A 21,638-nucleotide genomic window follows, 5' to 3' on the forward strand; every position below is an offset into this window, starting at 1 on the left:
TCCTCAGCCACTACCTTACGCATCGCTTGCGGCCCGTGGCTGCAGCTTGGCGGCGATCGTCTCGCGCAGCGCTTTTTTGCTTACTTTTCCAACCGCGGTTTGCGGGAATCGGTCGGTTATCTCCACCCGGTCGGGGAGCTTGTAGGCGGCCAGCCCGCGCTCGCGCAGAAACGCTCGCAGCTCACCGGCAGCGGGTGTCCTGCCGCGGGGAATGATGAAGGCGCAGGTCCGCTCACCCAGAAACTCGTCGGGCATCGACACGACGGCCGCATCGTGCACGTTCGGATGGGCGAGCAAGTGGTTCTCGATCTCCTCGGCCGCCACCTTCTCTCCGCCGCGGTTAATCTGATCTTTGGCTCTCCCCTCCACGACGAGACAGCCATTCGGCGCCAGCCGGACGAGATCGCCGGTGCGATAAAACCCGTCGCTCGTAAACGCTTTGGCATTATGCGCCTCGGCGTTGTAATAACCGCGTATCGTATAAGGCCCGCGGGTGAGCAGATGCCCTGTTTCACCCTCTCCGACTTCCCGGTCCTCCTCATCCACCACGCGGATTTCGTCATAGGGCGACATCGGTCTGCCCTGGGTATGGATGATGACTTCCTCGGGATCGTCCAGTCGCGTATAATTGACCAGCCCTTCGGCCATTCCGTAAACTTGCTGCAGCGTGCACCCGAGCACGGACCTTACCCGTGCGGCGGCTTCCGGACTGAATTTGGCCCCTCCGACCTGAAGCACCCGAAGGCTGGACAGATCGTGTCGGCGCGCCTCCGCCGCTTCCATCCAGATCAAGGCGAGCGGAGGCACGAGCGCCGTTATCGTGACGCCCTCCCGGGCGATGAGCGGGAACGCTTCGTCCGGACTCGGTCTGGGCGCCAACACGATTTTGCCTCCGGTGTACAGCGTCCCGAGTATGCCGGGCGAGCTGAGCGGAAAGTTATGCGCAGCGGGGAGGGCCGCCATATAGACGCTTGAGCGGTCCAGACGGCATATGTCGGCGCTTGTCCGCAGACTGTATATGTAATCGTCATGCGTGCGCGGGATCAGTTTGGGCAGCCCGGTGCTTCCTCCCGACAGCTGCATGAAAGCGACGTCGGCCGGGCTTGGTCCCGGCATGTTAATCGGCTCGGCGTACAAACCTTCAAGCGATGTAAATTCGCCGGGATCGCCGGCGACGATTATATGACGGAGCATCGGGCATTTGCCCTGCACCTGCCTCGCCAGCCCCCGGTAATCGAAGCCGTCGTGCACGTCGGGAACGAGATAAGCCACGGCTTCGGCGAACTCGCAAAAATAGGCGATTTCGCTGCTGCGATGCGTCGGCAGCGCGAATACGGGCAAAGCCCCGAGTCGGAACAACGCGAAGCAGGCTTCGACGAACGCGGCGATGTTCGGCAGCTGCAGCACGACCCGGTCCCCCGGCCCGATTCCGAGCGCATGGAACCCCGCCGCCAAACGGTCGGCTCGCTCGTCAAGCTCGGCGTAGGTCAGCCGGGTTTCGCCGGCGACGACGGCGATGCTCCCTCCGTGCGTTTTCGCACGCTCCCGCAGCATATTCCCGAACGTCTCGCCTCGCCAGCAGCCCGTCTCCCGGTATAGGTCGGCAAAAGCTTTCGGCCATGCGGGCCATGTCGGCATCATTAATCATCCCTCCCCAAAAGTCATGTCGGTCATTCGTAGGCAAGTCCCATAGCGGAAAGCATCGTGCGGAACTTGGCTGACGTTTCCGCCAGCTCCGCGGCGGCGCTCGATTCGGCGACGATGCCGGCACCCGCGAACAAGCGGAGCGAACGGTCCGCAACCTCGGCGCAGCGGATCGTGACGATCCATTCCCCGTCTCCCGCCGCGTCGCACCAGCCGACCATCCCCGTATAATAGCCGCGGTCGAACGGCTCGAGCTCGCGGATGGCCTCCCTGGCCAGCTCGGTCGGAGCTCCGCATACCGCCGGCGTCGGATGCAGCGCGACCGCCAGTGCAAGCGACGATGTCGCGCCGTCGACAAGCTCGCCATGTATTTCACTGGACAAATGCCACATCGCGGCGGTTTGTACCAGGGATGGCTTGGCAGGCACGTCGAGCTTGCGGCAGTATGGCCGCAATGCTGCCGCCACCGCGTCGACGACGACCGCATGCTCGTGAAGATCTTTGGGAGAATCGAGCAGTGCGCAAGCTCTCCGGCGATCTTCGGCGGGGTCGTCGCTGCGCGGCGCGGATCCCGCGAGCGGATTGGCCGTCACCCGCAGGCCCGTTCGCGATACGAGCAGCTCCGGGCTCGCCCCGATCAGCGTACGGCGGCTTAAAGAGCGGTCTAGGACGTCCTGACGGGCCGGCTCCGTATCCCGGGCGGGCAGATCGACGGCGAACGTGTAGCCGAGGGCGTTGTGACCGGCCAGGCGGCGCAGAAGCTGTCCGATATCGACGTCTGTCGGCGAGCTCAGATGCAGCGAACGGGAAAGCACGATTTTATCGAGTTCGCCGGCACGCAGCCGCGTAAGCCCCCGTTCAACGCCGCGAACGTAAAGCTCCGGCTCCGGTACCGGACGGATTGTGCAGGCGGCTGTCGCCGGCGGCCGTCCCATCCGTTCCGCTGTGCCGAAGTTAAGAGGTCCGGCCCGGCGGAGCGAGGCCGGTACGACGAGCTGAGCCGGCGCGGCATGGTCGAACGGTATGGCGCCCACGACGACCGGCGATCCATAGCCGGGAGGCCGGATGGCGCCAAGCAGCGCGGCTACGCGCTTCGGCAGCCTCTCAAGCGCGCCGGGCCCGCTCTCCCGCGGCACGGCCGCGATCGCACCCTCCGCGAGCAACGTGTGCCGCGAAGATGACAAGAAGAACGACGAGCCCGCCCGATAGTCGTCCAGCAGCCGGATGGCGAGTTCTTCTGAAGCATGGATCATGTTCCGTAAGCTCCCTTCAATATGGAGTACAACTTTATAGGGTGGCGCCGCCGTCAACGCGCAAATCCTGCATCGTAATATGCCGGGCGCGATCCGAAGCCATAAATACGACCGCATAGGCGATATCTGCGGGCGAAGCCATTCTGCCGAGCGGAATACCCAGCTTATACGACTCCGGCGAACCGGCGATGGCCAGAAGAGCCCCGTTCGCCTCGTCCTGCCATAGCGAGCGCTGCATGTCCGTGTCCGTCGAGCCCGGCGATACGATATTGCAGCGGATACGGGAGGCGGCATATTCCAGCCCGAGACATTTCGTAAACATCGTCGCCGCCGCCTTGGACGCCGCATAGGCGGCCATCTGCATGCGCGGCACTCCGGCGGCATTGGAGCTGACGGTGACGATCGATCCGCTTCGGCGCTGCGCCATGCGTCCGACGACGGAGCGGGATACGTAAAATACGCCGGTCGCATTGACCGCGAAAGTAGCCGCCCAGTCTTCGTCGCTCATCCGCCCGATCGGCCCGGGCCGCAGGACGCCCGCCACATTGGCCAATATGCCGATCGGACCAAGCTCGCTCTCGATCCGTTCTACCGCCTGCTCCACGGCGACGCTGTCGCTTACGTCCGCCGGATAAGCACGGATGCGGAAGCCTTCGCCCGATAGCCCGGCCACGGCTGCCTCGAGCCGTTCGGCATGGCGGTCAAGCGCCGCCACATGGGCGCCATGCTCGGCAAACGCGCGCGCCACCGCTGCTCCGATGCCTTGCGCGGCTCCCGTTACAAGCGCAACCTTTCCCTTTATTCCCGGATCGTCCATCATTCCCTATTCCCTTCCCGGTTGTATTGGCGCGTTCCCGCTGCCAACTTTCATGTGCTCTTTCAGCTCGCGCCGCCCCCAAACTCAGAAGCTTCCGCTCCGCTGCGCGAACCGAATCGCCCGGTTTACGAGAACCGGTAAAACGGAAATATGGCCTTCGCCTTCGAATTCCTTATATTCCACCCGCAGCCCGCGGTCGGCCAAGACGGAAAGCCGTTCCGCCAGCTCCTTGGCATTCCGGTTCATGCCGCTCTTATGGGTGTTCTCCAGCTCGCCGGCGGCAATCAGAAGCGCGGCATCGAAGGGCTCGCGCTCCGGACAGGCAAGGAACTGCTCTTCCTCCCGCCTCAATTGCGCCTTATTCCAATGGATGGAAGGGCTCCCCGCCACATACGTGCGGAACGCCGAAGGCTTTGTAAACAGCGTGTGCAGGACGAACAGTCCGCCAAGCGAGTGGCCGAATAGGGTGCGGCGGCTTCGGTCGATCGGATACTCGCTCTCGATAGTCGGCATCAAATCGTTCTCGAGAAACGTGAGGAACGAATCCGCTCCCCCGTGCTCGGGCCAAGGGCGGCCGTCCGGCCGGACCGGCAGCTCGGAATCGGCGGCGGGAAGCGTAAAATCGTAATACCGGGAAGGCGCGAAGGGCGCATCGGTACGATAGCCGATGCCGACAATGACCGCGGGAGCCACGCCTGTTTTCTCCGGCCGCCCCCCTTGCACGCGAATCGCTTCTACCATTGTGCCGAATACGGAATTCGCATCCAGCAAGTAAATGACCGGAAATCCGGCCGGCGGAGGGCTTTCCGCAGGCATCGCCACCGATATGCGATATTCCCTGCCGCCCACGCTCGATCGCATGTAGCGCTGCTCCGTTCCCGGTAAGACGACCTCACCTTCGCTCGGCGGAAGCTTGCTTGCGATCTGCTGCATTTGATAGTCAGTCAACCAATCCCATCCTCTCCGCACCAAATGATTGTGTTTCCAAAGGAATTTGATGATAATGATTATCATTCACAATTATAATGCAGCTCCCGTTACACGACCATGGACAATATCCTGAACTGCGGTTTCACAATTTCCGGAAATGCCGGAAGCAACAAAAAAAAGCCCGGGAAAAACGCCCGGACGGTCCAATGGTGTGCAGCCCTACGTTAACGTGTTGGAGGGCCCTTTCGCTTAAAGATAGCTAACGGAACTGTATTCCGCTATCGACCCATGAAATAAGTTTGCCAAACAAATAATGGAACTAGTATCCATTATTCAGCTTACTTACCGCCATTGAAGCACAAAATCAATGGTTTAGCGTATTGTAGTTCCGCTAATAACCGAATATGCCGTGAAATATCCTACTTGGCGGAATACAGTTCCGCTATCGATCAAACCGGCTTCAAGCAAATGCCCCGCCAAGAACAATCAGGCTCCGAACGGATCGGGTAGCCTTGTCTTGGCGGGAACGATTATCCGCGCATTTTATTGCGATAAAGCAGGAAAATGAAATAGGGCACGCCGATAATCGCAACGACAATGCCGACCGGCAATTCAGCCGGAGCGAACAGCATTCTTCCGATATTATCGGACACCATGACCATGAGCGCGCCGATCATTCCGCATACCGGCACGACCCGTTTATGCGCGCCGCCGACCAGACGCTTCGCGATGTGAGGGGCCATCAAGCCGATGAAGCCGATCCCCCCGGACACGGACACGCACGCGCTGACGATGCCGATGCTTGCGAGCAGCAGCGCCGCCTTTTCCTTCTCCGACGCCACCCCTACGCTGCGAACACTGTCCTCGTCGAGCTGGAACAGGTCGAGAATGTACGTTTTGCGCACGATCAGCGGAATGAGCAGCACGAGCCACGGCACGATGGAGGCGATATAATTCCAATTCGCGTTGTATATGCTGCCCGATGTCCATACCGCGACCATCTCGAAATCTTTCGCGTTCATTTTCAAGGTCAGAAACAGCGAAACGGCTCCCATTCCCGAGGCGACGGCAATCCCGGTCAGCAGCTGCCGCTGCGGCTCCAGCCTTCCGTTCTTCCAGGAAAAAGCGTAGATGAGCAAAGCGGCGGACAGTCCCCCGGCAAGACCGAACAGCGGCATCGCCATAATAGCAGCCAAGCCGGTTCCTTTGATCTGGCCTTGATAAAAAAACAAAAAAATGACCATGGCCGCCCCGGCGCCGGCATTGATGCCCAGTATGCCGGGATCGGCGAGTCCGTTGCGCGTAATGCCCTGAATGACCGCCCCGGCGATGCCCAAGCCCATTCCGACTAGAGCGGCGATTCCGATGCGCGGCAGCCGGAATTCGAAAATGACGAGATCGTGATCCGGCTTCGGATGAATGCGCAGCAAAGTGCCGAGCACGTCCTTGACGGTCATGTCGAACGCCCCGTTGGTCAAGCCGGCGTACACGGTGACGAGCATCAGGCCTATGCAGGCGGTCAGCACAGCGGCCAAGCGGCTTCGCTTCCGGAACCGCGTCCATTCACGAGTATGCTTCCGAACCGGGTTAAGCATGCTTCCCGCCTCCCCTCGTCCGGGTCAAATAGAGGAAGAACGGAACCCCGATCATGGCGGTAACGACTCCGATCGGCATTTCGAACGGATAGTTGAGAAACCGGCTCAGCACATCGCATAGTGCCAGAAATACGCCTCCGAGCACGCCTGCGCACGGGATGACCGATTTGTAATCGAGACCGACCAGGAAACGCGCGATATGAGGGACGATCAGCCCGACGAAGCCGATCTTCCCGGCGAGCGCTACCGAGATGCCGGTCAGGATGACTACGCACAGCGTCGCGGCCAGCTTGATCCGGACCGTCTTTTGCCCCAGGCCGACCGCGACGTCCTCGCCAAGAGCGAGGATGGAGATCGATTTGGAAATCCAAATCGCGCCGGCGATGCCGACGGCCGCGAACGGAAGCGCCAGCTTGATCAGTCCCGGATCCATCTGATGCAGGCGGGCGTTGTACCAGAAGCTTATGTTCTGCGACACCTGAAAGTAAGTCGACAGCGCCGCGGAGACGCTGCCGAGAAACGTTCCGATAATCGTGCCCAGTATCGCCATCCGCACCGGAGACAGCCCGCCCGGCAGAAGGGACGCCAGCCCGAAGACGAGCACGATGCTGAACGCCGAGCCCGCGAACGAATAGAAGATCATTTCCATCGAGCCGCCGTTCGGCGCGAACACCATGCACAGCGTAATCGCGAATGCCGACCCGTCCGTCACTCCCATGATCGAAGGGGATGCCAGATAATTTCGGGTCATCCCCTGCATGAGCGCGCCGGATATGGCCAGGAAAGCCCCGACCAGCAGCGCCCCGACCACTCTCGGCAGCCGGGAGTGCATAATGATCTGATGATTCACATTGCCCTCGTCAAAGCGGAACAGCGCGTCGCGAATCGTTCCGATCTCGATATGCTTGGCGCCGTATCGAATCGACAGCAGCATCGTCAGCACGATGACGACCGGAGCGCTCCACAGGATGAGAGCGGATGCGGGATGCCTTGGTCGCATAACGTCCGCTCTCACTTCGCCTGAAGCAATTTGCTCTTCTTGATCGCGTCGAGGAAAGCAATCTTGCTGTAGGCCGTACCGCCTTGAGCGAGCGGATCGACCAGGTTGACGAAGACGTTTCCGTTCTTCACGGCGTTAATGCTTTTCCAGATCGGATTTTTTTGCAAATCCTCGAGCGCCTTCGGCGTATCCGCGTTCTCGTCTTCGGCGAATTGCACGAATATATAGTCCGGATTCAGCTCGGAAAATTTCTCCAGCGATAACAGCTGCTGCGCCTTCGCCTGCTTCACTTCCTCCGGCACGCCCGCTCCGAGCTCCTCATAGATCGACGGATTGAAGAATACATCCTGCGGATAAATATAAATGTTCCCGGTGCGTATGCGGATCGCGACGACCTTCTTGTCCTTGAACACCGGTCCGAGCTTCTCCTTGACCGTCTTCAGCTCGTCCTTGTACGTTTGCAGCGCCTTCTTCGCCTCGGCCTGCTTGCCGGACAGCTCGGCCAGCAAATGGAGATTCGCCTCCCAATCGGTCGAAATGTGCGATACCGGAATCGTCGTGCCTACCTTGCCCAGCTTTTCCAACGTTTCGGCGGGAAATTTCGTGCTCGCGAGAATGACGTCCGGCTTCAGCTTGAGAATCGTCTCGATGCTCGGCTGCGTCTTCTCCCCTATGCCGGTGACGCCATCGGTAACTTTGGCGAACAGCGGCGGAAATTTGCCGCCTACGGTTAAAGCCCCGATCGGCTTGACGCCAAGCACGAGCGCATCCTCGAGCGATTCGACCGAGCCGGTAATGACAATTTTGTCCGTTTTGGTCGGAACGGTGTATTCCTTGCCCCCGTAAGTCAGTTTCTTGGGCGCGGCCGAATCGGCTGCCGCGGCGGCCGCAGACTTGCCCGGCGTTTCGTTTCCGGCACCCGCGTTGGTCGAGGCGGACGATGCGGCCGGCGTCGAGCCAGCCTGCTTTGCTTCCTCCTTCGCCCCGCAAGCGGCCAACCCGAGCATCATGACGGCCAACCCCGTTACCCATATGATCTTCTTCATGGTCTGTCGATCTCCTCTTCATCGTCTTTGTGCGCAAACATCCACCGCAGCGCTTCCGGTAACCGCTTGATAAAACAGCTCCGTTCATGCACGGCATCTTCCTCGATCGCAAGCCGCACCCGCTCGCCATCCAAACCTTGCTCCAGAAGCAGTCCATACGCTTCCTTCGTTCTTGCGACCATGTCTTTCTGGACGCCGGTTTTCCGCGCGCCTTCGGCGCCCCCCACATACATGTACATCCGCCAGTCCGTGCCGACGATGCGATTCCCCCGCATATACTCGACAAAGCCCTCGTACCAGTAAGAACCGGACAGCGAGCCGATTGTGCCGAACAGCTCGGGACGCTTATAGGCGGCATACATCGAAATAAGTCCGCCAAGCGATGCTCCGATTATGCCGGTATGGCTTCGATCGGGCTTCGTCCGGTATTGCCGGTCGATGAACGGCTTCAGCTCCTCCCCCACAAAGGCGATATATTCGGAGCCTTTGCCGCCGAAGTCGGCGAATTTGTCCGAAAGCGCTTTGGCCGGCCACGGCGTATACTCGTCGAGCCGGTGCTTCGGCTCAATGCCTGCAAGCAGCAGCGGCTCGAGCTCGCCTCTGTCGAACATCGCTTCCAGAACGGTCAAGGTGTCGCCATACCCGGGTGCGAACAACTCATCGCCGTCTTGAACGTATACAACCGGATACCGGCCGTGCAGCTTATCGTAATTCGGCGGAACATAGACCGAGACGGCTCTGTCTTGGCAAACGTGAGAATAGATGGCGCCGTTCATCTTCAGGCCTCCCTGGAGAGAATTCCGTCATAACTGAGAGTGATTATCATTTAATTGAAAATGATTCTCAACAAAATTATAATCGACACCGTCACCGCCGAACATGGATTATTTCCGGGAATCCATTTGGATGATCTCCATATAAGAGCCGAACCGCATCATCCACCATCCGCTCGATCGCCGATGCCGAATATTCCCGCCACGGGTCGGACGATATGCCGTACACATGGCGTCGGCGAACGGCTTTCAAGTCCAGCCACTGCGGCGATGTTTGCAGCGACTGCCAATGGGCCAGCGACTCGGGCTCCTGACATACGTTCACCATGATCCGGTCGGCGTCGAACTCCGCCAGCTGTTCCACGGTTATCGGGCGATTGCAGACGGAACTATCGAAGCCCCGGGCCGGGTTCAGCCGCAAATCGCCATACAGCACGTCGCGCATCCCCCGTACCGGACAGACGATACAGCTTTGTTTATAGACGCTTATGGCGAGCACGGTTTCGTCTTTCAGCCCGCGGTGCAGCAGCCTGCGCGCCTCCTCCAGCTTCCGTTCGTAGCCGCTTAGCCAGCAGTCGGCTTCCTCCGTTGCATCGAGCAGCCGTGCCGTCATTTGCAGCTGCTCCCGCCAGGTATGCTCCTTCAAGGGGATACAGTGTACCGGCGCGATCTTCTCCAGCTGTTCCCTCTCATCCGGAAGAAGATTGTCCGAGTGGCTGATGATCATATCCGGATGCGCATGCTTCAGCGCTTCGATATTGGCTTCCCAATCCTCGTTGAACCGGTAGGCGCTCAGGTGGACGGGAATGTCGGAACGGTACATTTTATGATAATAGGCCGTCCATTTCGGATGAAGCGGAGCGGCATAAGGAATCATCTTGAGCGCCAGCAGCTGCCCGAGAATCGGGGACGTGTAAGCCACGATTTTGCGGCGGCGCTTCTTCGTATAGACGGTAGGCGACACCCCGACCGCCTGCTTGAATTTGCGGCTGAAATAAAACTCGTCGCTGTAGCCGACCTGATGGGCGATATCGCGCAGCTTGGCGTCGGACTGCATCATCAGCCGCTTGGCACAATTCACCCTTACCTCGGTCACATAGTCGATGGCGCTTACGCCATACGTTTTCTTGAACAAATCCACATAATATTTCGGGCTGATCTCGGCCATGCGGGCCAGCTGCTCGATCGTCAAGCTCTCCTGAAAGTGGCTTTCGATATAAGCCCGCGTTCTCTCCAGAGCGGTCTTCGAATCGCTGTCCGGCAGCAGCCGAATATGCTTCATCGTCCAGTAGAGCAATTCCTGGAATGCCGACTGTCCGCGAAACCGTTCCACCTCATCCTCGCTGCGGCTGCAGTTGTACAAGAGCTCGCACAGGGCGTCGGTTCGCTTCTCGGGATAAATCGGAATTTCTCTGCGGAACGAAAATGGCTCGGACGGTTCCCCGTCCCGGCGCGCATCAAAGGTAATCACGTAAAAATCGACGCTTTCCGTACCGGCGGCGGTTACGCCTATCGTCTGTCCAGGCGAGGCGAAAAAGACCGTATCCGGCCTTAGCCGGTAATCGTTCAAATCGATGATCATCCGCCCTTCGCCGCTGCGGGCGATCAGCATCACGTGCGAGCCGATAAGCTGCAGCTCCATTCGGCCGTCGCGATGCCATTCGATGCGGCGAAGCTTGATCCATAAACCGTCCAGCGCTTCCTGCATCGGCATGTCATGAAGAAGTGTATGGCGCAACGAAAATACTCCCCTTCAAATTGAAAATGAGAATCATTATCATCATAAAAAGTAGCACAATGTATCGTGCGAGGTCAAGCAAAAACGTATGCGCCGTTTCGGCGGCATGACAAAAAGCCCGGAATGAAGCCGTCGTTCCGGGCAGATCGGTCTATTCATCTAGATTAATCGTCTTCGTCCTCATCCCGCTCTTTATTCTTGTTTTTCTTCTCCTGTTCTTTTTCCTTTTTGTCGTTTTTGCGCTTGTCGTCATCTTCCTTTTTCGACTGGCCGGGAGGCGTCTTCTTGTCGTCTTTCGCGGGCGGAGAAGCCGCATTGCCGTCCCGGTTGTTCGTTTGCGGCGGCTGCTTGAACGAAAGGGGCGGAACGTCCCGAAGCACCGCGCTCATCATTTCTTTGAATATTAGAGCCGGATTGTACCCGCCGGAGGTGGTCAAGTAATGGTTGCGGTCGGTCTGGTCGTATCCGATCCAGACGGCCCCGACCAGCTCCGGCGTATAACCGACGAACCAGGCATCCTTGGCGCCGTCCGGGACGCCTTCGAACTCTTTCGTTGCCGGCAGCTGGGTCGTACCCGTCTTGCCTGCGGTCGGACGGTTCAACGCGGCGTGCCCCCCCGTCCCTTCCCGGACGACGTCCTGCAGCAAGCCGGTCATCGCGTATGCGCCGGAAGGCGACATGACGGTTACCGGGTTCTGCTTCGCCTCGGCCAATACGCGGCCGTCCGCCGTCGTAATTTTCACGATCGTATGCGCCGGCATCATGACGCCGAGGTTCGGGAACGTTCCATACGCCTGCGCCATTTGAAGCGGGGAAACGCCTTCCTCCAAGCCGCCCAGCGCCACCGCCAAGTTGTTGTCCCCTTTGGCAAGCGGTATGCCCATTTTCTGGACGAACGCTTTGCCCGTCTGCAATCCGATCTCGTTCAGCAGCCAGACGGCGGGAATGTTCCACGAGCGGATTACCGCTTCCTTCAACGTCACTTCGCCTCGCGTTCTCCGGTCCCAGTCGGTCGGCTTGTAGCCGTTGATGTTCAGCGGGCCGTCGTACAGCCTGGACGTCGGACTGTAACCGCGTTCGATCGCAGGCGCATATACGATCAGGGGCTTGAAGGACGACCCCGGCTGGCGTTTCAATTGGGTAGCGTGGTTGAAGCCCCGGTATACGTGCTCCCCCCGCCCCCCGACTATGCCGCGCACTCCTCCCGTATAAGGATCGAGAATGACGGCGCCGCTCTGTACAGGCTGATCCTGTGCGCTTCCCGGGAAAAGGGAGTCGTTCCGGTAAGCCGCTTCCATCGCCTCCTGCACGGACGGATCCAGCTGCGTATAGATGCGCAGTCCTCCGGCCAGCAGCTGCCGCTCCGTAAATCCGTAACGTTCTATCGCCTCGACGATCACTTGATCGAGGTAGTATGCGTATTGCCCCCGGAGCGATTCATCGCCGCGTGCGTTCAGGACGATCGGCTCCATAACCGCCGCCCGGTGCTGGGCGTCGGTAATATAGCCTTCCGTAAGCATCAGATCGAGTACGAGATTGCGCCGCTCCAGCGCCTTATCCATATTTTTGAACGGCGAGTAATGGCTCGGCGCTTTCGGCAGAGCGGCCAGCATCGCACTCTCGGTCAGCGTCAGCTTCTCGACATCTTTGCCGAAATACGTTTTGGCCGCCTGCTGGATGCCCCACTTCCCTTCGCCGAAATAAATTTGGTTCAAGTACGTTTCCAGGATGCGGTCTTTGTCGTAGGATTGCTCGATCTTGTATGCGTAAGCCGCTTCCGTCAGCTTGCGGCTGAACGTTTGCTCATGCGACAAAAACATGTTTTTAGCGAGCTGCTGCGTAATCGTGCTGCCACCTTGGGCGACTCCGCCTTCCTTCAAGTTGCGGAACAACGCGCGTGCGATGCCGATCCCGTCCACTCCCGAATGGTCGTAGAAGCGCCGGTCCTCCACGGCTACGACGGCTTGGCGCAAATGAACCGGAATTTGCTCCAGCTTGACCGGAACAATTTTGGAAGAGGATACTTCCGAGGCCGCCTTGCCGTTCTTGTCCATCAGCTGCGTCGGCGCCAGCAGCGGATCCGCCAGCTTCCCGATATCGAGCGAACGGATCCATAGCGCAGCCGCCGTGACAGCAAGCGCGGCAGCTACTATGACTATGATCAGCACGAGGCGCCAGCGTATTCGGAGGCGCGGCAGCCGCAATTGCTTTTTGTTCTCGGCTCGCCCGCGAACGGGTCTCGCACGGCCCGCAGTCTTCATCATTTTGTCCAAGTCCGATCTCCCCTTAATGCGAATCACGCTTCTATATGTTGTGCGTATCAGCATACATATTCGAACCGTTTGGTCGGAGTGGAGGGGTATTCGCGTAGCGCAAAAAAAACAGGCCCCCCGACAGCAGGACGCCTGTTATTCGTTCATGACCGATCCGTTTACTCTGTAATCGTCACCGTAACCGGCGAATACTCGGCAATGACGGTTTGCCCGTGCACCGAGACGCTGCCTTCCGGCGTCAAATCTTTCTCCGTCATAATCCCTAGCGCGATCGTGAACCTGTTGAATTTGACCGGCACGTTGCGCTCCCGGCGCACTTCCTCGCCGTTTACGAAAAATACGGCCTCGTCCGCACTCCGGTTGTACGTAATTTTGTAAGTATTGAATTCTCGAGCTTTGAAGTTCGTCTCTTCTTTAAAGATGCAAAAATATCGCGTCTTGTCCGACGGCGGAACTTGTACGCCCGGGAAAGGCAGCACCGCATACACGCTCGCGTACTTGTCATTGCCCGCGAAGTAATCGAGCGCCGCGCCCGTCGAGAAATCCAGCAGATTGAGCGAAACGTAGCCATCGTACAAGTCGCCTGGGGCCGTATTTTGCGTGCGCGCACGCATCTGCAGCTCGAAGCTCACTTCCCCCGCTTCCGGCACTTCGACCTGCTCTACCGAATAGTACATATGCTTCGCATTGTCCAATATTTGCACTTTATCATGCTTCCGGCTAAGCGGAGCTCTGACATACAGGATGCCGTTGCGGACGATGACGACCGCATCCGGCTCGCGGTACGACCAGAACGTGCCGTCCTGCAGCGGAAAACCGCCGATTTTCCAAACCTCGCCTTCGGACAATATCGTATGAAAATCACCGAACGTTTTTTGCGTTTCCATGTCAGCCACCTCATCATCGATCGGAATGTGTCGGGCAATGATGCGAAAGTTCCTTATTGCAGCAATCCTTGCAGCAGCAAGGCGAGAGCCATCAGTCCGCCGCAGCGGATCGAGGCTTGAAGCGACGCGCCCATTAAAGGCAAATAAGCCCGCGACTCGTTCTCGTGCTTCATGTTGCCATATACGCGGAACAAAGGTATCGCGGTGAGAACGGCCAGCAGCGCATACCAAGGCAGCACCTGCAGCGCCGCACAGACGATCAGCGACAAATAGGCCAGCACGGCCAGCAGACGCGAGAAGGCGAGCGCCTTCTTCTCCCCCCATACGACGACCAGCGTTCTTTTCCCGGATTGCCGGTCGGCCTGCCAATGCAGGAAATGGTGGTTGAACAAAATCAGCGTCGTGAGCAGCCCGACCGGAAGCGACAGCAGCAGAGGCCGGTATCCGAACTGCTCGACTTGCACATAATAAGTGCCCATGACGGGCAAAATGCCAAATGACAGCAAAATCGCGAGCTCGCTGTACCCTTTGCCCCGGTAACCGAATTTGAGCGGCGGAGCCACGTAAAAATAAGCGATCAAGGCGCCGAGGGCTCCGAGTACGAGAGCCCACCATCCGCTGTACAGACTGACGGTGACGCCGCAGAGCAGCGCGACAACGAAAAAAGCCCACGTTACGATCCCGAATTTCTTCTCCGATAAAACCCCGCCGGCCAACAAACCGGAATTCGTGGAAATCGCCGCAGCCGTTTCTTTCGCCACCATATCGACCCCGTTGCGAAAATCCCACAAATCGTTGATCATATTGGAAAATAAATGGGCGGAAGCCGCACCGAGCAGCGTAACGAGAAACAAGAAGGGGCGGAAAGCGCCGTCCCACGCATACGCGCCCAAGGCACCCAGAATGACCGGAACGACCATAACAGGGAGCACGCGAAACCGGGACGCCTTCATCCAAAACTTGAGCTTGTCCATGATCGATGACCCTTTCCAGTAGAATGAGCGAAAAGTCCCGACCTTATTATAAAACATATTAACGGCTGCAAGAACAATTATTTGCTGGGTATTCGACAAAAGCCGCGTCATTTATACATCTGGAAATACCACATTCCGAAGCCGAGCTGCTCGTAGAAACGGGCCGCAGGCTGCCAATCGCGATTCGACGACCCGACCGTCGCCCGATGCACCCCGTTGCTTTCCGCCTTCTCCAGCAGCATCCGGACGAGCTGTGTGCCTAATCCATTCGCCCGATGACTCTCTTCGATATACACTTCGTGAATGTCCTTGCCGGATAACGGCATTCCCGTCCCCCGTCTTGACCTTCCCGAACGCATAAGCGACAACCGACTGCCCGTGCTCCGCAATGCAGAAATATTCGCTTATCCTGGAAGCCAGCTTCTCTTCGGTCCAATTCACGTTCTCGTAACCTCGCGTTACTCCTTCGGCCGCCCAAAGTTTCGAAAGACGAATGACTTCGGGGATGTCACCGATCGTGCATTCCCGTATGCGATATGCCAATGCTGCTCCTCCTAGTCCTAGCCGAGCGGCTGCGCGCTTGCCGGTTTTCTATTAACTTTCTGTTGAACTCTCGTAATTAGGCATACTATTTGGCAATTATTAGTATACTAGAATAGAAATTCAAACCATAGCGCGAGGTGTGAAGCCGTGAAAGTTATCGTCGTTCGTCTCCGTCCGTTTCCCCGTTACTATAAGCTTATTATTGCCGCGGTGCTGTTTGTGTCGATGGCACTGCTCTTGTTCCCTATCGTCATGCCGAACCGGCCGGACTTCCCCAAGCAGTACCGGTACGAGAAATGGAACGGCTCGGGCGGCGTGGAGCTTCATACGATTCAAACGACGCCGGACAATGTAAGCTTGCGGACGATCGATTCGAATGTAACGGCAACCCCTTATTATGGCGTAAACGGCGGTTTCTTCTGGGAAGGAGCGCTCCTCAGCATCGCCGTCGTGAACGGCCGACCTCTGAAAGGCGAACCCGGCGACTACGGCTCCGGATGGTACAATACCGGCGTCAACAACCATTTGAAACGCGGGACGCTCGTATGGGACGGAATCTCCCGACGTTTCACGGTACAGATCGTGTCCGAAGCGGACGAGCTGGTCGTGACGGACAAGCGGCACTATTGGGCGCAAGGCGGCGTCAGCATGAGTCTCGGCGACGAGACGGGCTGGAGGCGGGAGATGATCGCCCAAGAAATGCCCTCTTACGATAATGGCCATATGCGAACGGGACTCGTGTACGATAGCCAAAACCGGCTGTATATGATCGTATCTCCCACCCGCTGTACCGTCGAGCAATTCCGTACCGCCATCAAGGAGCGATTCGCGGACCGGAAACTGGTAGACGGCATTTTCCTCGACGGCGACGGCTCTTCCCAGCTTCAGGCCAAGCAGGTCCGTCTGCCCGGCGACAAGCGTCAGGTGTACCAGATGCTTGCCGTCGTGAAATAACCGTTTGTTAGCGTTTCATTGGCGCTATTCCGGCCGATATGGCGTATATTCAGCGCTAAATCGCGTCGCGATTGCGTTGACGGCTTTCGTATTCCGGTCTTATACTTGAATAATTACTTATCGGAACGATTACGGAGGCTGCCGGATGTGAAAGAACGAATCATCTTGTTCCAACTGCTCGGCGTCTCGCTGCTATGGGGCTTCAACTATGTGGCGAGCGCTTATTTGTTAAGAGATTTCTCCCCCATCTTCTTATCGTATTCCCGGCTGCTGCTGACTTCCTTATTTAAGCCGACCCGCCGGGACATCGCCCTGCTGCTGTTTGCCGGATTTTTCGGGACGCTGCTGAACCAGTTCTTTTACTTTACCGGACTGCAAAGCTCTACGGCGGGCAACGCTGCGCTTATTATCGCGCTGTCTCCCGTAGCGACCATATTTCTCGCCAAGCTGTTTCTCGGCGAATCGATTACCGTCTACAAATTGGCAGGCTCGCTGATCGCACTGGCGGGCGTCGCGTTGATCGTGCTGTTCGGCGGCAAAGCACTCGGCATTTCCCACGGCGACGTGTATTTACTTCTTGCCATGCTCGCCATGTCGGTCAGTCTGCTGTTCATACGGCGCTTAACCAAAAGCATGGCCTCCTACGACATCACCATATTGGCGACGGTTATCGGGACTGTGCTCATGACGCCCGCCGCAGTGATGGAAGGCATTCAAGGCCATCTGCATGTGAGTGCGCATGCGACCATGTGGATCGTTTTGGCCGCTGCCGCCATATTCGGCCAAGGATTGGCCGGCTTCTGGTGGAATCGGGGCATTTCCGCCGTCGGGGCGTCCACGAGCTCGATGTTTATGAATATCCCGCCGTTCGTCGCTATCATCGTCGCTTATTTCGCCCTGGGCGATCCGATACGTCCGGCCCAAATCGCAGGAGGCGTGCTCATCCTGTCCGGTGTCGCTTTGGCCAACTTCAAACTGAACGCGGCCGGGAAGAAATCGGCGGAGACGCTCCGTACTTAAGCGGCGGCAAGTTGCCAATGGAAAACCTGCAGCTAATTAGACTGCCAACAGCGGAAAAAAGCTGCTAACGGGAATTCCTCCATCTAATTTATCAACGAACAGGTCAAACAAGCGAAATCGACAAAAATAGATGCATGTTTTCCAGTAAGATGACCAAAAAATCGAAAAACGGCCGAATTACATGCATCTTTTCCATCTGGCGATCCACATTTCATATGACGAGGTGCAGCTTTCCTACAGGCTGCACCTTTTTCTTTCGTCCACTACTCCTATTTGCACCCACTATTTACAACAATTATGGGATTTTTCAATTTTACCGAAACTATTCAAGCCTTCGCGGCGTCTCCTTACATAGAGCACACCATGTTCGGAAAGGAGAACGCGGCATGTACCCCAAACTGATTGTACTGGCCATGCTGACCGACGTATTTCTCAGTGCGATGGTCGGCCTCGGCGTATACTTCGGATTCTCGATTCATCCGGCTCACTTGCTGGGCGCTCCCCAGTCCCCGCTTCAATCCGGGTTCCACGCGACAATTCCGCTATGGATGCCTTCCATACAAGACTTGAAGGTACCTCTATCCTATCTTCCAACCCGAGGGCAGGGGGCGGTATGGGCGTCACTTTTGATTTCCGCAGCAGTCATCGTCGTGCAGAGCTACGCGAGAGCCGTATACTTGGGCGGCTTGAGAAGCGCCGTCCTGCAGGAGCGGCCGGCTCCGCTGCGCGAATACGGGAAGCGTTATTTCAAACGGATGCTCGGTTGGACCTCGCTGCACACTGCCGTCGGATTAGCCGGGATGATGCTTGCCCTGTGGGCCTGGCCGATCGGAGCTATCGTCTTCGTAGTCGTATTCTTCTACTCGCTCGTACCGTACTTGATCGTATTGCGCGATGATTCGCTTCCCCAAGCGATCGCTTCCGCTCCTTCTGTCTTCCGAGCTTATTTCTGGTCTATGGTTCCTTTCGCGCTGCTCACGCTTTTTTTTACGGGAATATTCAGTGCGTTCAACTTCATTGCCAAGCCTTACAACTATTACGTCTGCATGCTCGTATACAGCTGCGCGGGAACGAGCTTGATCGGGGAGTTCATGAGACGGCTCCACGAGAAGCTTAGACAAGGTTTGAATGCTGCAAGTCCTAAGCGCACGGAGACGATACCGTTCAGCCGCATGAAGCTGCTGGCGGCCATATCCTTGATCTTCGTCGTACCGGCCATAGGAGTCTGGGTTTCCTCCGGCTATCCGCTTCAAGCCGTGGACCGCGCGATCGCTGGTACCAAGTCTGAACTAAGCGGCGTGTCGTTTCATTCCGGATTCTCCGATGTCATGTACGCTTCCGATCAAATGTATGACAGTTACGCATGGCAGCCTGACCCGTACCGGATACGGATCGCACTGCCCGATATGTCCAATGGGCGCGTATACGATGAGCTGCGCGGAACCGCCACCGTACACTGGGACGTATCCGTGGATAAAGTTACACGTTCGGGCAACACGATTACGCACCGGGTGGAGAAAGTTCCGACGGAGCAGACGATTCTTTATCGGCTCGTCCGGGAACGGAGCGAGGACGGCTCCTTCTATTATTCCAGCCGCGGCGGCTCGGCTTCGATCCTTGCTTTGGAAGACAAAGCGAGGGAGGCGATGTCGCTGGAAATGACCGTCAGCGGCGACGGAAGTCATGTGTTCGTGCTGCAGTATCCGACCCGGTTCGAGGCGGGCTCGCTCTTTCGCGTATCGTCGGACGGACAATACTTCGTTCCGCGCGCAAGCAAACAAAACCCTGACGACTTCAACACCTATTGGTTCTCTTCCGATTTGCGCAATCAAGACGTGCTGGATATGCTGGAGTCGAAAAACGAGCTCAGCGGAGTCGGCCCTAGGCGCCTATTTATCCAACTCGCGGTCGCCCTTCAGGAAGCGGACGGCGCTATGGTCAAACGGGTGCTGAAAGCGATCGAGGGCGGCAAGGCGAAGATTACAGCCCCGGATTGGACGGAGCGACAGTGGACCGACTACTTGCGGAATCAATACGGACGGGCCGGATTGGCGGAAATGCTGGGGTATTTGACGAAGGCCGGCATTCAGAGCGGCTATGAATCGCGGCAGCTGCCTCCTTCAGCGGAACAAGCTGCAACCGGAAGTTATACCGGCAGCGCGCCGGAGCAGCAACAGCAACAGCAAGCGCAGCAGCAGAATTCATTGGATCAGCCGAGACGGTTCAGTATGGATATTCCGTTTCCCAACCAGACTATCGTCCTCGTGTATGAAATAGACCGGACCGATAAGCTATTGTCGTTGGACATTCGTCTGACGCCGTTCTGACGCCTCGCCTCAAATGGACGGGACGCGCCCTCACTCTCTACTAAGCCGCGCATACGGTAGTAGTTGACGGGAGGTGTTCGAAATGGCGGAATTTTATAAAACAGCTCATTCCATGATCAATCGCCGCGTGAAGATCCGGACGAAAACGGGTAAATCGCATATCGGCAAAATCGTAAAAGTGACGAAAACGCACGTTTATTTGCAAAAATCGCCCCGGGTGAAAAAAGGCAAAGTCGGCACAACTTTCTTCGCACCCTTTATTTTGCCGCTGGTTCTGTTCGATCTGCTCGCCATCGTACTGCTTGTATGAGTGATCCGGTTTCATCCGGGCACCGATAAAGCCGGCTCCACAAAGGGGCCGGCTTTATAAATCGAAACTGCCTTGCAGAATAACAATAATGCTCCTATGTACCTTATTCTCGCAAAGATCGTCTCTCCACAGGAGAATAGAGCTCAATTGCACCTTATAAGCTCGAAAAAGGGGCGGCGGACGGGAAAACGGTCCAATGTCGATCCAATAATGCTCCTATGTACCTTAGTCGCTCCACAAACGGGTAGCATGCCTAAAATAACGTACAAATGAGCGTTATCGACCTAATAACAGCCTCCCGGGGTACCGGCGCCGAAGCAACAAGGCACATGGTAACCCATGTGCCTGCGGCCAAGAAGCAGCTCACCGTACTTAAAGCCGTATAATTTGATCTTTATAGGTGCTGTTTTTATGGAAATCCGGTACGTCCATCACTCTGCCGCCGTTCGTGACCGACAGCTCGGACAGCAGCCCTACCGCCGTCCACTCGCACGCGTCGTATACGTCGATCGGCGGCTTCGTCCCGTTGCGGATCGAATCCACGAAATCCTGCACGATGAAGTAGTCGCCGCCCCAATGCCCGGCGCTGCGCTGCTCCTCCGTCACGTTGCGGTATCGCTCGGGCAGCAGGTCGTTAAAGTCGGACAGCGGACGCCAAGCAGCCTTGTTCGGGTCTTCTCCGTCCGTATGGAAATAAATTTTGTGCTGGTCGCCAAGACCTCGCGGTGCTTCGTAACAGCCTTTCGTGCCTTGCAGCGTGTAATAGGCTCCGTTGTGCGGGCGGTTCGACACGCAGTCCAGTCTCAGCTTGATCAGCTTGCCGCTTTCCAGCTGGCACATCGTGACCGACGTGTCTTCCTGACGGAACTGCGGAGCCGTATGCCAGCCTGTCGCGAACGTCGAGATCGACTTGATCCGGTCGCCCTTGAACCATTGCATGACCGGACCCAAGCTGTGCGTCGGGTAGAAAATGCCGCGCTTGCCGAACTGCCAATAATTGCGCCAAGACGTTTTGTTCGATGCGGCTTGCTCGCCGGGAACACGCCGGTTGTAGCCGTAAGCCAAATGTTTGACATCGTGGATATACTCGCCTTCGCCGAAATAAATTTCGCCGAACATCCCTTGATTCACCATATTCGCAATGAGCTGGTTCGTAGGGATATAGCAGTAGTTTTCCGCGAACATGAACACTTTATCGCTATGCTTCTCCACCGCTTCCTTCAGCCACCACAGTTCGTCCATCGTGACGCCGGCCGTCACTTCGCACATGACGTGCTTGCCTGCCTCCAGCGCCTGGATCGTCTGCTGAACGTGAAGCTGCATCGGGGTAGAGACGACGACCGCATCGATGTCGGATTCGAGCATGTCCTCGTAGATCCGGTACGTGTGCGGGATGTTGAACTTCGCGGCCTGCTCCTTCAGCAAGCCTTCGTGCAGATCGCACAGCGCCGTCACTTCCACGTCGGGAATGGCCCGGAAACCAAGCAGATTGCTCAGTCCCCGCGCTCCGACTATACCTACTTTTAATGTCATCGGAATCAACTCCGTTCCAAG

18 protein-coding genes are annotated in these 21,638 nt (G+C 57.5%); 4 read left to right on the plus strand and 14 right to left on the minus strand.

What is annotated here, in order from left to right:
• Positions 1 to 15 precede the first annotated feature (15 nt).
• From FE783_RS28960 to FE783_RS29020, 13 genes are all read right to left on the minus strand, one after another.
• Complete coding sequence (locus FE783_RS28960; protein ID WP_138882878.1) at positions 16 to 1,641, minus strand: (2,3-dihydroxybenzoyl)adenylate synthase; 1,626 nt, start codon at positions 1,639 to 1,641, stop codon at positions 16 to 18.
• Positions 1,642 to 1,670: 29 nt separating this feature from the next.
• A complete protein-coding gene (dhbC, locus tag FE783_RS28965; RefSeq protein WP_138882879.1) occupies positions 1,671 to 2,897 on the minus strand; it encodes an isochorismate synthase DhbC in 1,227 nt (408 codons plus the stop codon).
• 34 nt (positions 2,898 to 2,931) lie between these two features.
• Entirely contained in the window at positions 2,932 to 3,714 is a 783-nt protein-coding gene (locus FE783_RS28970; RefSeq protein ID WP_138882909.1) for a 2,3-dihydro-2,3-dihydroxybenzoate dehydrogenase, read from the minus strand.
• A gap of 84 nt (positions 3,715 to 3,798) precedes the next feature.
• Positions 3,799 to 4,647 (minus strand): alpha/beta hydrolase, encoded by an 849-nt coding sequence (locus FE783_RS28975; RefSeq protein WP_138882910.1) that lies wholly within the window; start codon positions 4,645 to 4,647, stop codon positions 3,799 to 3,801.
• Between the two features lie 527 nt (positions 4,648 to 5,174).
• Positions 5,175 to 6,239 (minus strand): FecCD family ABC transporter permease, encoded by a 1,065-nt coding sequence (locus FE783_RS28980; protein ID WP_138882880.1) that lies wholly within the window; start codon positions 6,237 to 6,239, stop codon positions 5,175 to 5,177.
• On the minus strand, positions 6,232 to 7,239 hold the full coding sequence (locus tag FE783_RS28985) for a FecCD family ABC transporter permease (protein ID WP_138882881.1): 1,008 nt from the start codon (positions 7,237 to 7,239) through the stop codon (positions 6,232 to 6,234). The genes FE783_RS28980 and FE783_RS28985 overlap by 8 nt, the downstream gene beginning before the upstream one ends.
• An 11-nt stretch (positions 7,240 to 7,250) precedes the next feature.
• A complete protein-coding gene (locus FE783_RS28990; RefSeq protein ID WP_138882882.1) occupies positions 7,251 to 8,285 on the minus strand; it encodes an ABC transporter substrate-binding protein in 1,035 nt (344 codons plus the stop codon).
• Positions 8,282 to 9,061 (minus strand): alpha/beta hydrolase, encoded by a 780-nt coding sequence (locus FE783_RS28995; protein WP_138882883.1) that lies wholly within the window; start codon positions 9,059 to 9,061, stop codon positions 8,282 to 8,284. Before FE783_RS28995 ends, FE783_RS28990 begins: the two co-directional genes overlap by 4 nt.
• Positions 9,062 to 9,152: 91 nt before the next feature.
• Positions 9,153 to 10,796 (minus strand): AraC family transcriptional regulator, encoded by a 1,644-nt coding sequence (locus FE783_RS29000; protein WP_238403297.1) that lies wholly within the window; start codon positions 10,794 to 10,796, stop codon positions 9,153 to 9,155.
• A gap of 164 nt (positions 10,797 to 10,960) precedes the next feature.
• Complete coding sequence (locus FE783_RS29005; RefSeq protein WP_138882912.1) at positions 10,961 to 13,060, minus strand: transglycosylase domain-containing protein; 2,100 nt, start codon at positions 13,058 to 13,060, stop codon at positions 10,961 to 10,963.
• A gap of 167 nt (positions 13,061 to 13,227) precedes the next feature.
• Positions 13,228 to 13,956, minus strand: coding sequence for a DUF6081 family protein (locus tag FE783_RS29010; protein WP_138882884.1), 729 nt, complete (start codon positions 13,954 to 13,956; stop codon positions 13,228 to 13,230).
• Positions 13,957 to 14,009: 53 nt separating this feature from the next.
• Entirely contained in the window at positions 14,010 to 14,930 is a 921-nt protein-coding gene (locus FE783_RS29015; protein WP_138882885.1) for a prenyltransferase, read from the minus strand.
• 107 nt (positions 14,931 to 15,037) lie between these two features.
• A complete protein-coding gene (locus tag FE783_RS29020) occupies positions 15,038 to 15,256 on the minus strand; it encodes a GNAT family N-acetyltransferase (protein ID WP_158302086.1) in 219 nt (72 codons plus the stop codon).
• Positions 15,257 to 15,620: 364 nt separating this feature from the next.
• Between FE783_RS29020 and FE783_RS29025 the strand changes: the two genes are divergently transcribed.
• The 4 genes from FE783_RS29025 to FE783_RS29040 all read left to right on the plus strand — a co-directional run bounded on the left by FE783_RS29025 (position 15,621) and on the right by FE783_RS29040 (position 20,084).
• The gene (locus FE783_RS29025) at positions 15,621 to 16,427 is read left to right on the plus strand and encodes a hypothetical protein (RefSeq protein WP_138882887.1); all 807 of its coding nucleotides are present in this window, start codon (positions 15,621 to 15,623) and stop codon (positions 16,425 to 16,427) included.
• A gap of 147 nt (positions 16,428 to 16,574) precedes the next feature.
• Positions 16,575 to 17,447: a DMT family transporter gene (locus FE783_RS29030; protein ID WP_158302087.1), complete on the plus strand. Its 873-nt coding sequence runs from the start codon at positions 16,575 to 16,577 to the stop codon at positions 17,445 to 17,447.
• 386 nt (positions 17,448 to 17,833) lie between these two features.
• The gene (locus FE783_RS29035) at positions 17,834 to 19,774 is read left to right on the plus strand and encodes a hypothetical protein (protein ID WP_138882889.1); all 1,941 of its coding nucleotides are present in this window, start codon (positions 17,834 to 17,836) and stop codon (positions 19,772 to 19,774) included.
• Positions 19,775 to 19,856: 82 nt separating this feature from the next.
• The gene (locus FE783_RS29040) at positions 19,857 to 20,084 is read left to right on the plus strand and encodes a hypothetical protein (RefSeq protein WP_138882890.1); all 228 of its coding nucleotides are present in this window, start codon (positions 19,857 to 19,859) and stop codon (positions 20,082 to 20,084) included.
• 372 nt (positions 20,085 to 20,456) lie between these two features.
• Here the strand turns inward: FE783_RS29040 and FE783_RS29045 are convergent, their stop codons facing one another.
• A complete protein-coding gene (locus tag FE783_RS29045; protein WP_138882891.1) occupies positions 20,457 to 21,617 on the minus strand; it encodes a Gfo/Idh/MocA family protein in 1,161 nt (386 codons plus the stop codon).
• Positions 21,618 to 21,638: the final 21 nt, after the last annotated feature.

The sequence above is a fragment of the Paenibacillus mesophilus genome (genome assembly GCF_005938385.1).
In the GTDB taxonomy this organism is placed as follows: domain Bacteria; phylum Bacillota; class Bacilli; order Paenibacillales; family NBRC-103111; genus Paenibacillus_AB; species Paenibacillus_AB mesophilus.

Excerpts from the sequence above, each read along its gene's own strand:
- FE783_RS28960 (WP_138882878.1), bottom strand. The coding sequence starts at position 1,641 with ATGATGCCGACATGGCCCGCATGGCCGAAAGCTTTTGCCGACCTATAC.
- dhbC (WP_138882879.1), bottom strand. The coding sequence starts at position 2,897 with ATGATCCATGCTTCAGAAGAACTCGCCATCCGGCTGCTGGACGACTAT.
- FE783_RS28970 (WP_138882909.1), bottom strand. The coding sequence starts at position 3,714 with ATGGACGATCCGGGAATAAAGGGAAAGGTTGCGCTTGTAACGGGAGCC.
- FE783_RS28975 (WP_138882910.1), bottom strand. The coding sequence starts at position 4,647 with ATGCAGCAGATCGCAAGCAAGCTTCCGCCGAGCGAAGGTGAGGTCGTC.
- FE783_RS28980 (WP_138882880.1), bottom strand. The coding sequence starts at position 6,239 with ATGCTTAACCCGGTTCGGAAGCATACTCGTGAATGGACGCGGTTCCGG.
- FE783_RS28985 (WP_138882881.1), bottom strand. The coding sequence starts at position 7,239 with ATGCGACCAAGGCATCCCGCATCCGCTCTCATCCTGTGGAGCGCTCCG.
- FE783_RS28990 (WP_138882882.1), bottom strand. The coding sequence starts at position 8,285 with ATGAAGAAGATCATATGGGTAACGGGGTTGGCCGTCATGATGCTCGGG.
- FE783_RS28995 (WP_138882883.1), bottom strand. The coding sequence starts at position 9,061 with ATGAACGGCGCCATCTATTCTCACGTTTGCCAAGACAGAGCCGTCTCG.
- FE783_RS29005 (WP_138882912.1), bottom strand. The coding sequence starts at position 13,060 with ATGATGAAGACTGCGGGCCGTGCGAGACCCGTTCGCGGGCGAGCCGAG.
- FE783_RS29010 (WP_138882884.1), bottom strand. The coding sequence starts at position 13,956 with ATGGAAACGCAAAAAACGTTCGGTGATTTTCATACGATATTGTCCGAA.
- FE783_RS29015 (WP_138882885.1), bottom strand. The coding sequence starts at position 14,930 with ATGGACAAGCTCAAGTTTTGGATGAAGGCGTCCCGGTTTCGCGTGCTC.
- FE783_RS29020 (WP_158302086.1), bottom strand. The coding sequence starts at position 15,256 with ATGCCGTTATCCGGCAAGGACATTCACGAAGTGTATATCGAAGAGAGT.
- FE783_RS29035 (WP_138882889.1), top strand. The coding sequence starts at position 17,834 with ATGTACCCCAAACTGATTGTACTGGCCATGCTGACCGACGTATTTCTC.
- FE783_RS29040 (WP_138882890.1), top strand. The coding sequence starts at position 19,857 with ATGGCGGAATTTTATAAAACAGCTCATTCCATGATCAATCGCCGCGTG.
- FE783_RS29045 (WP_138882891.1), bottom strand. The coding sequence starts at position 21,617 with ATGACATTAAAAGTAGGTATAGTCGGAGCGCGGGGACTGAGCAATCTG.